General features: G+C 33.8%; 10 protein-coding genes. 7 read left to right on the plus strand and 3 right to left on the minus strand.

The genetic code is table 11. The annotated features are described in order from the left end of the window. Together KM029_RS23060 and KM029_RS23065 are read right to left on the minus strand one after the other, a co-directional pair. A complete protein-coding gene (locus tag KM029_RS23060) occupies positions 1-1,542 on the minus strand; it encodes a RagB/SusD family nutrient uptake outer membrane protein (protein ID WP_144076162.1) in 1,542 nt (513 codons plus the stop codon). A 10-nt stretch (positions 1,543-1,552) separates the two neighbouring features. Beyond that, on the minus strand, positions 1,553-4,717 hold the full coding sequence (locus tag KM029_RS23065) for a SusC/RagA family TonB-linked outer membrane protein (protein WP_144076163.1): 3,165 nt from the start codon (positions 4,715-4,717) through the stop codon (positions 1,553-1,555). Positions 4,718-5,201: 484 nt separating this feature from the next. On the opposite strand from KM029_RS23065, the gene KM029_RS23070 reads away from it, so the two are divergent. From KM029_RS23070 to KM029_RS23095, 6 genes are all read left to right on the plus strand, one after another. Then, positions 5,202-7,580, plus strand: coding sequence for a glycoside hydrolase family 3 N-terminal domain-containing protein (locus KM029_RS23070; protein ID WP_144076164.1), 2,379 nt, complete (start codon positions 5,202-5,204; stop codon positions 7,578-7,580). A 117-nt stretch (positions 7,581-7,697) separates the two neighbouring features. Continuing rightward, the gene (locus tag KM029_RS23075; RefSeq protein ID WP_144076165.1) at positions 7,698-8,627 is read left to right on the plus strand and encodes an alpha/beta hydrolase; all 930 of its coding nucleotides are present in this window, start codon (positions 7,698-7,700) and stop codon (positions 8,625-8,627) included. Continuing rightward, positions 8,620-10,023, plus strand: coding sequence for a sulfatase (locus KM029_RS23080; RefSeq protein ID WP_144076166.1), 1,404 nt, complete (start codon positions 8,620-8,622; stop codon positions 10,021-10,023). The genes KM029_RS23075 and KM029_RS23080 overlap by 8 nt, the downstream gene beginning before the upstream one ends. Before the next feature lie 21 nt (positions 10,024-10,044). Next, positions 10,045-11,460, plus strand: a complete 1,416-nt coding sequence (locus KM029_RS23085) for a sulfatase (protein WP_144076167.1) — start codon at positions 10,045-10,047, stop codon at positions 11,458-11,460. A gap of 1 nt (position 11,461) precedes the next feature. Further along, positions 11,462-12,874 carry a sulfatase gene (locus KM029_RS23090; RefSeq protein ID WP_144076168.1) on the plus strand — a complete coding sequence of 471 codons (1,413 nt, stop codon included), beginning with the start codon at positions 11,462-11,464 and terminating at the stop codon, positions 12,872-12,874. 144 nt (positions 12,875-13,018) lie between these two features. After that, positions 13,019-13,954, plus strand: coding sequence for a hypothetical protein (locus KM029_RS23095; protein ID WP_144076169.1), 936 nt, complete (start codon positions 13,019-13,021; stop codon positions 13,952-13,954). 71 nt (positions 13,955-14,025) lie between these two features. On the opposite strand, the gene KM029_RS23100 is transcribed toward KM029_RS23095, so the two are convergent. Continuing rightward, complete coding sequence (locus KM029_RS23100) at positions 14,026-14,742, minus strand: chalcone isomerase family protein (protein ID WP_144076170.1); 717 nt, start codon at positions 14,740-14,742, stop codon at positions 14,026-14,028. 342 nt (positions 14,743-15,084) lie between these two features. On the opposite strand from KM029_RS23100, the gene KM029_RS23105 reads away from it, so the two are divergent. Next, positions 15,085-15,294, plus strand: coding sequence for a hypothetical protein (locus KM029_RS23105; protein ID WP_144076171.1), 210 nt, complete (start codon positions 15,085-15,087; stop codon positions 15,292-15,294). Positions 15,295-15,476: the final 182 nt, after the last annotated feature.

The following is a 15,476-nucleotide window of genomic DNA, read 5'->3' on the forward strand; positions in this document are numbered from 1 at the left end:
TTAATATCCAGGGTTTTGATCGTCTACAGTGATCATTAGGTTAGTGTTGATCTCACTAAGCGGAATTGGTTGTAACATTGCTTTTTCAGCATCATCATAATGTACATCTACACCTTCGTTTCCATCTAGTTTAATACGTTCGTTATGGATATTTACTACTTCATTCTTAAAGTAATCAAGACCTCTACGTCTGTTTCTAAACCATTCTCCACCTTCACCAAGTAATTCGTATTGGTACTCTCTCATAATTCTCATTCTAAATTCATCTTGAGAAAAACCAGACCAATTTGCAGGTACACTACCGTCGCCTCCTGTAGAGTTTCTAGCACGGGTAACCACTTCATTTACATATTGTTCTGCTGCACCAGGGCCATCAATTTCATTTGTAATTTCAGCAAGCATTAATAACAATTCAGAGTAACGCATAATTACAAAGTTGGCATCTGAATATGGAGTAGGTGTTTTAGGATCCCAAATCCAATATTTTCCAACAAAAGGAAAAGAATTAGCTTTGCTTCTTCTACTTACTAAAGGGTAGATTTTTTGCTCCCCATTTTCTGTACCATCACTATTGTATTTTATGTAATTGTACATCATTGTAGCTTCAAAACGAGGATCGTTAGGGTATTGATTCATATGGTAATCAATCACTTCTGGATTAACCAAAACTCTACCCCAAGATTGTCCAACAAAAGCATTACTAGGTGTATGTAACCTGATAATGTTACCACTATTTGCTTGGTTGTATTGAATTTCAAAAATAGCCTCTGTAGTATTGTTACGTGAACCATTTTCCCAAAGCGTAGTATAATCAGCAACCAATTGATACTGACCGTACACTTTCATTGCTTCTTCTTTAGCCATTGCCCAATACTCAGAACCAGCGTCATTGCCTGCCATTGTCATGTATACTTGAGCAAGTAACATATTTGCCGCTTGTTTGGCAGGGCGCCCAATTGTTTGTACTCCTTTTTCGTAAAGGTTCTCTTCTGCCATCTTTAGATCGCTAATAATCAATTGGTAGACACTGTCTAGTGCAGCTTTAGGAGCATTGATTGTTTCTATATTCAGCTTTTCAGTTCTAATAGGCACTTCACCAAATAGACGTACTAGGTTAAAGTAAATTACTGCTCTTAAAAAGTATGCTTGTCCAACTTCGTTTAAAGTAACATCAGAAGGGTTTTCCTGAAAGTTCTGTACCCCAATAATAGTTTCATTAGAACGGTTTATTGTTTGGTAAGAAGCTTTCCATACATTTTCTACAAAAGTACCGTTAGGCAATGTATTTAATGCAGCCACACCTGTTTGGTCTTGTGCTCTACCTGAGTTAAACATTCCAGAATGGTAATCCACTAATTGAATAAAGTCAGAACTATAATAGTTAAAACCAGCAATTGCAGAATAAATACCATTTACGGCAACCTTTACACCCTCATCTGTAGTGAATAAGTTCTCATCACTCAAAAATGGAGGATCTTCTTTTAAACAGCTTGTTGCCGAGAAAAGAACGATGGATAAGAATATGATGAATCTATTTTTCATAATAATCAAATTAGAATGTTAAGTTAACGCCAAGAGATAACGATGTCGCATTCGGGAACGAGTTCCAGTCTACACCCATAATTGTACCATCACCCATAAAAGAAGTTACTTCTGGATCGTACCCAGAGTAGTTTGTAAGTGTGAATAGGTTTCTACCAGCAAAGAATACATTAAGCCTTTCAATGCTATTCGATTTAAGAGGGACATCGTATCCAATTGTAAGGTTAGCTAATCTTAGATAGCTACCGTCTTCAACAATTCGATCTGTAAATAATGTTTGGTTAGGATGATCTAAGCGAGGAGCAGATGCGTCTGTAACACCTGGTCGCCAAGCATTGTAGTAGGCATCTGGTCTAACATTTTTGTTGTTTTGGTAAGCATCTGATTCAATCAATAAGTTACCATTTACAATGTCGTTACCATAAGATCCCGTAAATAATGCACTTACAGTTAAGTTTTTGTAAGTGACTTTTGCATTGAACCCGAAGGTAAACAATGGGTTAGGATCACCTACTTTTGTTAAATCACTTGCATCGATATTACCGTCACCGTTTTGATCAACAAAAGCAATGTCACCAGCAGATGGAGCATTACCATTTACATTAGGACCGTTCGCTGCTTCTTCACCTGTTTGATAAATTCCGTTAGTTTTATATCCCCAGAAAATACCTACTGGCTGACCGACCATAAAGATGTTTGCAGGTTGTTTAAAGTATGTACCAGAAGATACGTTACTACCTAAGTAATAAGAAGCATCTTGTTCAACCCCATTAATGTAAACTGGGCTATCTGGAATCCCTAAATGTGTTACTTCAGACCTAACAAAAGAGATATTACCACCTAGTGTGATATTCCAATCTTTTTTGGCGTAAAGTACACCTTCTAACATTAAATCAATACCATTATTCTCTATTGAACCTCTGTTTGTTAAGTAACTTTGGAAACCTGATGAATTTGGTATCTGAATTTGTTGTAAAAGATCGTCTGTTGTTTTATGATATACATCTACAGATCCGTATAGTTTACCGTTAAATAAACCGTAATCAATACCTACATTGGCTTGCGTTGTCGTTTCCCATTTTAGGAACTCATTCCCCAAGTTATTTGGTCCAGCACCAATAATTGTATTGTTATTGTAATCAGTATAATAAACTACGCCATAGTTATTGTATGTTTGGTACGGGCTAATTGCTTGGTTACCCGTCATACCCCAAGATGCTCTAACTTTTAAATTAGAAATAGTTTCTGAATGCTTTAAGAAATTCTCTTCAGAAATATGCCACGCTGCAGCTAAAGATGGGAAGTAACCAAACTGATTCTCTTCTTTAAATTTAGAAGAACCGTCTGCTCTCATTGTTGCTGTAAACGTATACTTGTTATCGTAACTATATGTAAAACGCCCTAAACCAGATAGTAATAATTCTTGACTTGTCATTTCTGAATAAGGACGTACAATTGTTTGTCCTAGCTGTGGTGCTCTTGCTTTTAAAGTATGAACAGGGAAGTTTTCAGACTCACTATTTGATTGAGTAGAAGTAACACCATCCATTACAAAACCTACAACAGCATCAATTCTATGTTTCTTACCAAACTTCTTGTTAAACATTAATAAGTTATCAACAACATAAGAATATCTATCGATACCAGAAATACCTAAAGCTCCGTTAGTTTGACTTCCTTTTTGAGTAGTGCTACCGTACCAAATAGAACGGCTTTTTGTTCTATAATTACCACCAGCTCTTACTTGGTACTTAAAGTGCTTGTTAAAAGAGTAAGTAGCATTAAAAGAGGCGAATAATTTAAATTCTTGAGAAAGATCTTCGTAATCGTTGATAAAAGAGTAAGGATTTGATAATCCGATTTCAGAAACATCTGCATCTGGAATAACTAATGGTTGGAAGTTAATCACAGACTTCGTGAAAGAACGACTACTACCTCCTTTAGAACCACTCTGTGCAAACTGCCCTTGAGAGTAATACATAGACATACGCGTATCCACTTTTAATTTATCCGAGATGTTAGACTGTAAGTTAATACGCATATCACCCGTTTTCATGTTCGAGTTTTGAACGATACCGTTTAAGTCGTTAAACCCACCAGAGATATAATATTTTGTTTTATCCGATCCACCAGTTGCAGATAAACCAGCAGTTGTACTAATACCCGGTTGATAGATTTCATCTTGCCAATTAACTTGTTGTAATGCTGTAGGATCGATAGAACCATCTCCATTAATTGTATGAATTTGTCCATTTTCTAAATGATACTTAGGAACAAACCCTTTTAACATAGATACCTCGTTAACCATTTGAGCAAAGTTAGGAGCATCTAAAACATCAATTTTCTTACTAATTGTAGAAACGTCTGTATTTACAAACGCACTGATTTTACTTTTTCCTTTAGCTCCTTTTTTAGTGGTAATAAGTACTACACCGTTTGCACCTCTAGAACCATAAATGGCCGTTGCAGATGCATCCTTAAGTACTTCGATAGATTCTATATCTCTTGGGTTAATACCCGCTAAACCATTTTGAATACCTTGGTCTTCGTTACCATCAGAGAATGCACTATTTGTATCTTCACCAGCAGAACTGATAACAATACCATCTACAATATATAGTGGCTCGTTGTTACCTCTTAAAGAGTTTGTACCACGTATTTTTACACTAATTCCAGATCCAGGCTGACCAGCATTACTAGAAACTTGAACCCCAGCCATTCGGCCTTCTAAAACTTCGTCTACACTATTATACTGACGAACTACATCGTCCGATTCTTTTAATTGAGCAACTGAACCTGTTAAGTCACTGGCATTTTGACTACCGTAACCAACAACAACAATTTCGTCTAGCATTTCCATGTCTTCTTTTAACACTACATCTAAATTTCTTAGCGATGTATCAAAAGGGTCTATGTCAATTCTTTTCGTTTTCATTCCAATATATGAAAATACCAAAGTGGCATTTCCGTTAAGCTTGATGCTGAACTTACCGTTGTAGTCCGTTTTTACACCGCTTTTAGTATCTCTGTTATATACATTAACTCCTGGTAGAGTTATTCCTGTTTCATCTTTAATTACACCTTGGACAGTATATTCTACTTCGTTTTGTGCAATTAATTGGTTGATAGAAAAAGATAGTAGTAACAGAATAAAGAGTATTTTTTTATACTTCATTATATAAGTGTTATTTTACAATAACAACCTTTTGATAAGATTATTATTTGTGATCTCATATTTGAACAGAAACTGGCTTAAATTTTCAAAAAATTCGTTAGATAGCGTTGCCAGTGTTAGTAGATTTATACAATTAAATCTCAAAGTAGTACTATAGCTTCATTCTTTAAAGTAGTGTTTTTTCATATCATTTGAAATTAAAACGGTTAAAATTTTCTTAATGTGATTTTCTTTAATAGTGTTACAAAACTATAAAGTGTAGATAAGACATTAGTAGTAGGAATTGTTCGTGATAGTTTGAAAAACGTTCTATGTTCGGAAATCAAACAAAAACATTGATTTTAATACTATTATGATGGTTTTTTAAAAATTGATCAATTCTATATAGAACTATTCTCACCTTGGTAAGAATCATTTCTCTACCATAGTTTATGATTAAAGTGTGAGTTTTGTAGTCAAGAATTATTAACTTTTTAATGAGCACATGAGAAATCTAATCACCGGCTTAATCTTTATAGCAATTGCTTTTAGTAACGTTTCGTGCGAAACTAGAGCAAGTAATGATCAGCCAATTTACAAGAACAGTAATATAGACGTTCAAGACAGAGTAAGAGACTTAATGTCGCGTATGACTTTAGAAGAAAAAGTTGCACAGATGGCACAGTTTGTAGGTCTTGAACACATGAAAAAAGCAGAAGAAGATCTGTCTCCAGAGGAGTTACACAATAATGATGCATTGGGATTTTATCCTGGTCTTCATTCTTCAGATATTGCAAAAATGACAGAAGAAGGAAAAATAGGTTCTTTTCTTCATGTTATTTCTGCAGAAGAGGCGAACAAGTTACAGGGTTTAGCCATGAATTCACGTTTAAAAATTCCTTTATTAATAGGTATTGACGCTATCCACGGTAATGGTTTAAATTATGGTGCTACTATCTATCCTACACCAATTGGTGTGGCAAGTACATGGGAAGAAAATTTATCATATAGAGTAGGTGAAGAATCTGCAAAAGAAATGAGAGCTACAGGTTCTCATTGGGCTTTTACTCCTAACATAGATATTGCAAGAGATGCACGTTGGGGTAGAGTTGGAGAAACTTTTGGAGAAGACCCTTACTTAGTAGGTAATATGGGTGTGGAAATGATAAAAGGTTTTCAGCAAGGAGATTTTACAGGAAGTGAGAAAGTTATTGCTTGTGCAAAACACCTTATTGGTGGTGGAGAGCCATTAAATGGAACAAATGCATCTCCATTAGATTTATCAATGAGATCTATAAGAGAAGTGCATTTACCTCCTTATAGAAGAGCAGTGCAAGAAGCAAATGTATTTTCTATAATGACTGCACATAATGAGGTAAACGGTATCCCTTGTCATAATAGCAAAGAATTTATGACAGATATTGTGCGTAATGAATATGGTTTCGAAGGCTTTTATGTATCAGATTGGATGGATATTGAACGTATTCATACTTTACATGGTCAGGCAGAAAATTTAGACGATGCCTTTAGAAGTTCTGTAAATAATGGTATGGATATGCACATGCATGGTCCTAAATTCTCAGCATCTATAGTTGCAGCAGTAAGAGAAGGTATTGTTCCAGAAGCAAGAGTAAACGAAGCGTGTTCGAAAATATTAGAAGTGAAGTTTAGATTGGGCTTATTTGAAAACCCTTATGTGGACGAGAAAAAAGCAGATGAGGTGGTATTTAACCAACAACATCAGGCTACTTCTTTAGAAATTGCTAGAAAATCTATTGTCTTATTAAAAAACGATGGTATTCTTCCTCTTAAAAAAGGACAACATAAAAAAATCTTCTTAACAGGGCCAAACGCTGATAACGAAACAATTTTAGGAGATTGGACTTGGTACCAACCTCAAGATCGTATAATTACTGTAAAAGAAGGTTTAGAGGCTGTATCTAAAGATAAAGGCTTTAAGTTAGACCACTATAATAGTGGAGAAATTATTGGTAAAACAACAGATAAAGCAATTAAAGAAGCGGCTTTAAGAGCAGCTAAAGCAGATTTAGCAATTGTAGTTGTAGGCGAAAACTCTATGCGTTGGGATTGGAAAAATAAAACATGTGGAGAAAATACAGATAGAGCACACATTGATCTTCCTGGTCGTCAGCTAGAATTAATTAAAGCAATTAAGAAAACAGGAACACCAGTTCTTGCAGTGCTTGTAAACGGACGTCCTATTGGAGAAGAGTGGTTAGAAAACAACGTAAGCGGTATCTTAGAAGCATGGGAACCTGGTAGTTTTGGAGGACAAGCAATTACTGAAATCTTATTTGGTGATGTTAACCCTACAGCTAAATTGCCTATCACAGTGCCTCGTACAGTTGGACAAGTAAAGTTATATTATAACCACAAGCCATCGCATTATTTCCATAAATATCACTTTACAAATAAAGACCCTCTTTATGCATTTGGTTACGGCTTATCGTATACTAAATATGCAACAGAGAATATTGCTGTAAACAAAACATCTATTAAAGGTGATGGTACATTTACTGTATCGTGTGATGTTTCTAACATAGGAAAAGTAGATGGAGAAGAAACAGTGCAGGTGTACATTAGAGATGATTATTCTTCTGTAACTCGCCCAGTAAAAGAATTAAAAGCGTATAGAAAAATAAACTTAAAAGCAGGTGAGACGAAATCAGTAACTTTTGATTTATCTACACAAGACCTTGCATTTTTTAATCAAGAAATGGAATGGGGAGTAGAAAAAGGAATGTTTACTATTATGGTGGGTTCATCTTCTAGAAATAAGGATTTAAAAAGTGTGAAACTTGAGGTTTCTGAAACTAAAAAGTTAGAACTTAACGATTACAAGCCAAATTATCCGGCGATGTAATTTGAGTGATCACTTTAAAGAAATAATGACTACTTATAATCACTCATGCATTATTAATAATTTAGGGATTAGGCACATCAATTGGAGTGCCTAATTCCAACTTTAATCAACATTGAAATGAAACGAATTATACTAACATCTTTTATTATTTTCTTAGCTCTGCAATTGTTTGCTCAGGTGAAACCCACCGAAAAGGTGGTTTATAAAGAGATTGGTGATGTAAAATTGAAACATCATATCTTTATACCAAAAGAACAAGATAAAAGCAGAGGAGCTGTTGTCTTAATTCATGGTGGAGGGTGGAACTCTGGTTCTCCAAAAGCCTTCTATTTACAAGCACAACATCTAGCAGATAGAGGTTTAGTAGTCTTTAGCCCAGAATATAGACTACGAAAAAAGCACGGTACAACCATTTATGAATGTGTTGAAGACACGCAAGAAGCTATAGCATTTGTCAGAAAAAATGCTGAAAAATACGGTATTGATCCCAATAAAATTGCAGTCGGAGGGGGTTCTGCAGGAGGCCATTTAGCGTTAAGTGCCGCTTTTATAGACCCCCTTACAAACAAGCTAAATCAAAAAGACTATGCACCAAACTTACTTGTATTATTTAACCCAGTTTTGGGAACAAGTAAAGAGGGTTATGGACATAGAAAGGTAGCAGAAGAATTATCAGCCAAAGGTATAAATTGGGAAACATTTAGCCCAAGACAAAACATTGATGCATCGTTTCCACCAATGCTAATTCAATTAGGAGATCACGATAAAGTGACTTCTATACCATTGGCAAATGATTTTGAAAGTAGATGTGTAGGAGCTAATGTAAATTGTAAATTAATGATTTATAAAGGAGCAGAACATTCTTTCTTTAATTTAGGTTACGGTAAAAAACAAGGATACCCAAAAGGGACCGTAGTTAACCGTTGGTATTATGATACTTTACAGGAGATGGATAATTTCTTTGTAGAGAATAATTACTTGTCAACGCCATTTACAGTAGAAATTCCAGCAGATGCCATTTATCCAATAAGAAAAGAGCATGAGTAAGAAAAGTACATTTCTTTTTCTTTTGATGTTTACGTTGTTAAGTGCACATGCTCAAAAGAAAAATGTATTTGTTTTTGTAGTAGATGACCTAGGATATTTTGATATAAGTGCCCATGGATCAGATTTCTACGAAACACCAAATATAGATCAATTAGTAAGTGAAGGAGTTGACTTTACAAACGCATATTCTTCTCATCCAAGATGTGTACCCTCAAGATATGGATTACAAACAGGAAAAGCTCCAGCAAGAGTGGGTGCTCCTGGTAAATTAGGAAAAGATAAATGTGAATTGTCTGAAAGTGAAATATCAATTGGACAAGCTTTTAAAAATAATGGCTATACTACCTTCTTTGCAGGTAAATGGCATTTAGGAGAAACTGTTGCAACATGGCCTCAAAGTAGAGGTTACGATAGTAATATTGCAGGGTGTAGTGCAGGGGCTCCTAAATCTTATTTTTATCCATATAATGTTCCTCAAGACCCTAAAAGATCTGGGAATCATAGGAATATTGAAGGTTTGGAAGATGGAGAAAAAGGAGAATATTTAACTGATAGACTAACAACAGAAACAGTAAACTACCTTAAAGAAGAACATACAAAACCCTTTTTTGCAATGCTTTGCCATTATGGTGTACACACACCTTTAGAAGCAAAATCAGCATTGGTAGAGAAGTATAAAGCAAAATTACAGACATTATCTTTTGATGGGCTAGAATTTGAACTAAAGGATGGGGAAACAAAACAACATCAAAACAACCCGATTTATGCCGCAATGATCGAGTCGGTAGACCAAAGTTTAGGCCAAGTAATTAAAACCCTGAAAGCAGAAGGTTTATACGAGAATACAATTATTGTTTTCACTTCAGATCATGGAGGTTTATCAAATAGAGGAGTTGGAAATAAAAGAAAAATTGCCACTTCAAATTTACCTTTAAGGGCAGGTAAAGGGCATGTTTATGAAGGAGGAATAAAAGTACCTCTCGTTTTTGCAGGAGGTATATCACATAAAAAAAATATTTCTACTCAGGTAACAACAAATTTAGATATTTACCCTACAGTATTAGATTTATGCAGTTTGCCATTATTACCTCATCAACATAGAGATGGTATTAGTATTAAAAAGGCAATTACACATAATAAGATAGAACAACGTACTGTTTATTGGCATTCTCCAATGAGTAGATTACGTTCAACAGGAGATACAAACTGTACTGTAGTAAGGTATGGTGATTTAAAATTATTTGACTTCTTTACTGAAGGCCGTTATGAAATGTATGACTTATCGAAAGACCCTTTTGAGACGACAAACATTTATACTGAAAATGGAAAACAGGAAAATAAACTTACGCAATTAATAAACACTTGGCGAAAAGAGATTGACGCCGTAATTCTCTAATTTTTTAATAAATTGAAAAGTATGAAATTTTTAAAATTACTAGTAGCATCTCTTTTATTAATGAGCTGCAGCGTTATTGCACAAAATAAAAAGAACGTTCTCGTTTTTGTAGTAGATGATTTAGGGTACTATGATATCTCTAAACACGATGCAGATTTTTACGAAACGCCTAACATTGATCAGTTAGCAGAAGACGGATTAGATTTTAACAATGCTTATGTGGCCCACCCACGTTGCTTACCTTCTCGTTATGCTTTACAAACTGGTCGTTATCCAGCAAGAGCAGGTATTCCATCAAGAAATGAGAACACAATAAAAGATAAGAAATTTTACGATAACGAAGTAACAATTGGGCAGGCTTTTAAAAACAATGGCTATCATACTTTTTTTGCTGGTAAATGGCATTTAGGACATAAAGAAGACGAATGGCCTCAGAATAAAGGGTACGATATTAATATTGCAGGTTGTGCGGCTGGAGCACCAAATTCTTATTTCTTCCCTTACAATGTTCCAAAAAATCCGAAGAAAGTAAACAAGAAAGGCCACGGGAAAATTGTTGGGTTAGATGATGGTGTGGAAGGAGAATACCTTACTGATCGTTTAACAGATGAGACGATTAATTTTATCAATGAAGACCATAAAGATCCGTTCTTTATTATGCTTTGCCATTATGGTGTACATACGCCTTTCCAAGCAAAAAAGGAACACATCAAAAAATATAAAGCTAAATTAGAAGGGGTTACTTTTGAAGGACCAGAATACACGCTTCAAGATGGATATACTAAAATGCACCAAAATAATGTTGTGTATGGAGCAATGGTAGAGTCTGTAGACGAAAGTTTAGGACGTGTTGTAAAAGCATTAAAAGACAAAGGACTTTATGATAATACAATTATTGTCTTTACTTCAGATCATGGTGGATTATCTAATAGAGGAGTAAATAATAAGAGAGAATTGGCGACTTCTAACTTGCCTTTAAGAGCTGGTAAAGGACATACTTACGAAGGTGGTACAAAAGTTCCGTTAATATTTGCTGGTGCAAAAATTACAAAAAAACACACTACAGATCAGGTAACAACAAATACAGATTTGTACCCTACGTTATTAGATTTATGTGATTTAGACTTAATCCCATCAGAGCACAAAGATGGAAAAAGTATTAAAACAGAAATTCAAAAAGGAAAAACAACAGACCGTACATTGTTCTGGCATTCCTCTAGAGCAAGACCAAAATCTACAGGCGATACCAATTGCACAGTAGTTCGAGATGGAAATTTAAAAATGTCTTATTTCTATGATGATGACCATTATGAATTGTATGATTTATCAAAAGATCCGTTTGAGAAAACAAATCTTATTGATGTTAATAAGAAAGATGCAGCTCGTTTAAAGCAATTGATTACCACTTGGAAAGAAGAAGTTAAAGCCACTATCTAATATGAAGAATCTAGTAAAAACAGTGATGATATTGATGGCCTTTTTACCTTCAATTCTTACTGCTCAAGATAAGCCAAACATCATCTTAATTACAATAGATGATTTAAGACCAGAGTTAGGCGTTTATGGAAATACATTGATTCAAACTCCTCAAATTGATGCATTAAGCGAACATGCAACTACATTTAATAATGCTTTTTGCCAAGTGCCAGTTTGTGGAGCCTCAAGAGCATCTATGCATACAGGAGTTCGTCCAACGCCTAAAAGATTTACGTCTGCAGGAACAGAAATTGATCATGACCTGCCAAATGCAGTAACAATTGGTCAGCATTTTAAAGAAAACGGATACTATACTTTTTCAATTGGTAAAGTAATTCATGGTAAAAAAGATGCTGTAGAACGTACATGGACGGAGTATCTTCCTGCAGAAAGTATGTTCGAATACCACGATAAAGCATTAGTAGAAGAAGCCACAAACCCTGTAGCTCCTTACAAAAGACCACAACCTTATGAGGTGGTAGTAGATAGTAAAGACACAGATTTCTTAGACGGAAGATCGGTTAAAGTTGCAAAAGAAAGATTGGCTGAACTGAAAAAGAAGGACCAACCATTTTTTATGGCAGTAGGCATTGCACGTCCTCACCTTCCATTTGTAGCACCAAAACGTTTTTGGGATTTATACAACGAAAATGATATCCCAATGGCGGACAATCCATACAAACCTAAGAATATGCCAGAGATGGCAAAAACAACGTATGGTGAGTTAAGAGCATATAATTCTGTTCCTAAAAAAGGGGATGTACCAAATGATTTAGCTAAGAAACTAAAGCATGGATATTATGCTTCTGTAAGTTTTTCAGATTATTTAGTAGGTGATCTTGTGGCTGAATTAAAAAAACAAGGTCTTTATGAAAATTCTATTATTGTAATTTGGGGAGACCATGGTTGGCAATTAGGAGAGCATTCTTTTTGGGCAAAACATACAAACTTTGATATTGCTTTAAGAGTACCGTTAATAATTAAACCTCAAAAAGGAAAAAACATGAAGGCTGCAAAGGCAGATGGTTTTGCAGAAATTGTAGATATATTTCCAACTTTATGTGACTTGGCAGGGTTAGAGGGACCTTCACAATTACAAGGTCAGAGCTTAGTACCCGTTTTAAAAGATCCTAATTTCTCTACAAAAGAATATGCTTTAAGTAGATGGAAACAAGGGGATAGTATTCGTACAAAAGGCTTTAGATATACTGCTTTTAAAAACAAAAAGGGAGTATTAATTGCTGAAATGATGTATGATTTATCAAATGATCCTGAAGAAAATAAAAACATTGTAGAAGATGCCACTTATAAAGGAGAGGTTGAAAAACATAGAAAACTTCTTGATAAGGCACTAAAGGAATATAGCTTAATTTAGATATAGCGTATAGTAACGCAACAACTTTAAAAAGGTGTGGGTAGTACTCATGCCTTTTTTTGTGACTAATAATTAATAGATGTCAATAAGTTCGGCCAGTGTTGTTTTTCGGTTTTCTTAATAGCGAACCAAAACATAACCCAAATGAAAAAGATATTTATTATAGCAGCATTAGCCTTTACAGTTATTTCTTGTAATGATAAGAAAGATCCTGAACCGGAAGTGAAAGAAGAAGTTAAAATTGAAAAATTAGCTGACGATAAAAAAAATAATAAAGAAGAAGATAAAAAGAAAGGTAATACAGATTCTGTAAAACCTGCAAGTAAGCAAGTTACATCTTCACCAAAAAATAACACAAAGAAGCCTGTTACCAAACCAGCTTCTTCAACACCAAAAAATAAAACTACTACAGTTAAAAAGGCAACGAAAATAGTAAAAGTTCAACCTAAGCCAAAATCAACTACACCAGTAATAAATAATCCAAAATCTGGATCAAAAAGTAATCCTGTATTAGGTGGTAATTCTTCAAATTCATCATCTACAAATCCTTATAATGTTGAAAGAGAGATGGTAAGCTCTTCAGGTAAGAAACATATTATTTGGGGTACTTCTTCTGTTACTAAATCAGATTTAGATCAATATGAAAAATTAGAAGCTGATTATATGGTTAAATTAAGTGTTCATAATGATAAAAAAGCAGTTTTACCTGGTTTGGAAATATCTTTAAATAATCAGTTAAGAAAAATTCAAATAATTGAAGATAATAAGAAAACGATGTTTGATGCTGTAGTTGTTAGTGAAGGTTATATGAATGATTATCAATCTAAAGCAAATAAAGAAACTAATCCAAATAGTAAGCAAAATTTACTTAAGTTTGCTAATCTTCATAAGCAAAGATTAGCTGAACGTAAAGGTAGATTACAAACAATAGAATCAAAGCTAGCAGATGCTTTAGTTGAGAAAGCTAAACTAGAACAAAAATATAATTCAGCTTTACAGGAATTTAAACAAGCAGAATCAGTATTTTTTGCAGCAGGTACACTTCTAGAAGATGCAGCAAGAGTACATCATATAAAATAAGTATAATTGATATATCAAAAAAGGTCTTTCACATAACAAAATGTGAAAGACCTTTTTAGTTTATAGAACTCTTATAATGAAAGAAGATCGTCTCTTAAAGAAGTATCAATAGGTGTATTACCTAAATAGATATTCATTAATGCTTTTTTAAATGCTTTATTATTAGTTTGGAATAACTCGTTACCATTTTTATAAAGTGTAACAAGGTTGTTCTGACTAATAATTCTAAAATGATCGCCTTTAACAATTAGATCACTAAAAGAAGCAATATAATCAACAATCTCACTATTGATAGTTTCAGTATTACCAGCATTAGAATTTTTAAATGCTTCTCCAAATAATTTTTCTACGGTAATTACTTGTGAAGGATTAATTTGCTCTTGCTTTCTTAAAGCAGCAACAAATTTCTTGTCACTTTCAGATGCATCAGCACCAACTTTTAGATCAACAGCATACGCCTTTCTCATTCTTTTAATTGTAGCTTCTGACTGTAAATTATTAGAAGTCATTACAAGCTCAATTACTTTAAGATCGTCGCTATAAATTAAATTGATAGCATCGTCTGATGGGTGTGCAACATAGAGTGCACAAGAAAAGATTTTTGATAAATTTTGCGATAATGCTCCATACCCATTGCACTGTAAAGACTTTTCTGTAACAGTTACAGTCTTAGGAAATTCTACTTCGTTAAAGAAGTTTGTTTTAAACGTTTTTTGCTCTTGTGCTGTAGCGACTACAGACAACAATAATAACACAGATAGAAGCTTTAATTTTAAAAAATTTCTCATAAAAGTAGTTTAATTGTCTAGTTATTGAAACACATGGAAGTTAATTGACTTTTTAAAAGTATTAATAAAATGTAATGATTCAAAGAAAAAGTTTAACAATGACAGTACTCAAGGTGATTTTATTGAAATAGTTATATTCTAAACAAAAAAATATAAGTAGAAGTAAAATAAAGTTGAACTTTTAACGTAAGGGCTTATTTAAGATTGGGGAGTATAAACTGTTAACAGTTGAATTAATCTTTCGTTTTTCTGTATTCCGTAAGATCTTCTCAACAGTTGTTAATTAGATTGACAAACTATCCCGTTCATTTTTCTTATTCATGAACCAAAAGATTAACGCTCATGAAAAAGATACTACTTATTTCTATACTTGCCATTTCAATGGTTTCTTGTAATGATGGTAGAGAAGAACCTCAACCATTAAAGAAAGATTTAAAAGAGTATTTATTAGAAGGGGTGGAAAAGCTAAATAAGGATAAAAAAAATAAAGAGGATGCTGAAGATAAAACGAAAAATGAGCAATCTGATAAGCAGAATGATACAAAAAAATAATAAAGTACATATATAGATAAATTTGACTATTCAGTATACTTATTTGTAAATAATATACTGAGCATATAAAGCTAATAGAAGAGTAATCTTTTGTTAGCTTTTTTCATATAGTTAATAAAAAACACTCTTTTTAGTACTCAAATCAACTTTTAGAACTCTTTTTAATAGGTATCGAACGAAAA

The sequence above is a fragment of the Flammeovirga kamogawensis genome, from assembly GCF_018736065.1.
GTDB classification, from domain to species: domain Bacteria; phylum Bacteroidota; class Bacteroidia; order Cytophagales; family Flammeovirgaceae; genus Flammeovirga; species Flammeovirga kamogawensis.

What these genes read in the sequence shown, in the direction of transcription:
- KM029_RS23100 (WP_144076170.1), bottom strand. Translation starts at nt 14,742, where the DNA reads ATGAGAAATTTTTTAAAATTAAAGCTTCTATCTGTGTTATTATTGTTG.
- KM029_RS23095 (WP_144076169.1), top strand. Translation starts at nt 13,019, where the DNA reads ATGAAAAAGATATTTATTATAGCAGCATTAGCCTTTACAGTTATTTCT.
- KM029_RS23080 (WP_144076166.1), top strand. Translation starts at nt 8,620, where the DNA reads ATGAGTAAGAAAAGTACATTTCTTTTTCTTTTGATGTTTACGTTGTTA.
- KM029_RS23070 (WP_144076164.1), top strand. Translation starts at nt 5,202, where the DNA reads ATGAGAAATCTAATCACCGGCTTAATCTTTATAGCAATTGCTTTTAGT.
- KM029_RS23065 (WP_144076163.1), bottom strand. Translation starts at nt 4,717, where the DNA reads ATGAAGTATAAAAAAATACTCTTTATTCTGTTACTACTATCTTTTTCT.
- KM029_RS23085 (WP_144076167.1), top strand. Translation starts at nt 10,045, where the DNA reads ATGAAATTTTTAAAATTACTAGTAGCATCTCTTTTATTAATGAGCTGC.
- KM029_RS23105 (WP_144076171.1), top strand. Translation starts at nt 15,085, where the DNA reads ATGAAAAAGATACTACTTATTTCTATACTTGCCATTTCAATGGTTTCT.
- KM029_RS23090 (WP_144076168.1), top strand. Translation starts at nt 11,462, where the DNA reads ATGAAGAATCTAGTAAAAACAGTGATGATATTGATGGCCTTTTTACCT.
- KM029_RS23075 (WP_144076165.1), top strand. Translation starts at nt 7,698, where the DNA reads ATGAAACGAATTATACTAACATCTTTTATTATTTTCTTAGCTCTGCAA.
- KM029_RS23060 (WP_144076162.1), bottom strand. Translation starts at nt 1,542, where the DNA reads ATGAAAAATAGATTCATCATATTCTTATCCATCGTTCTTTTCTCGGCA.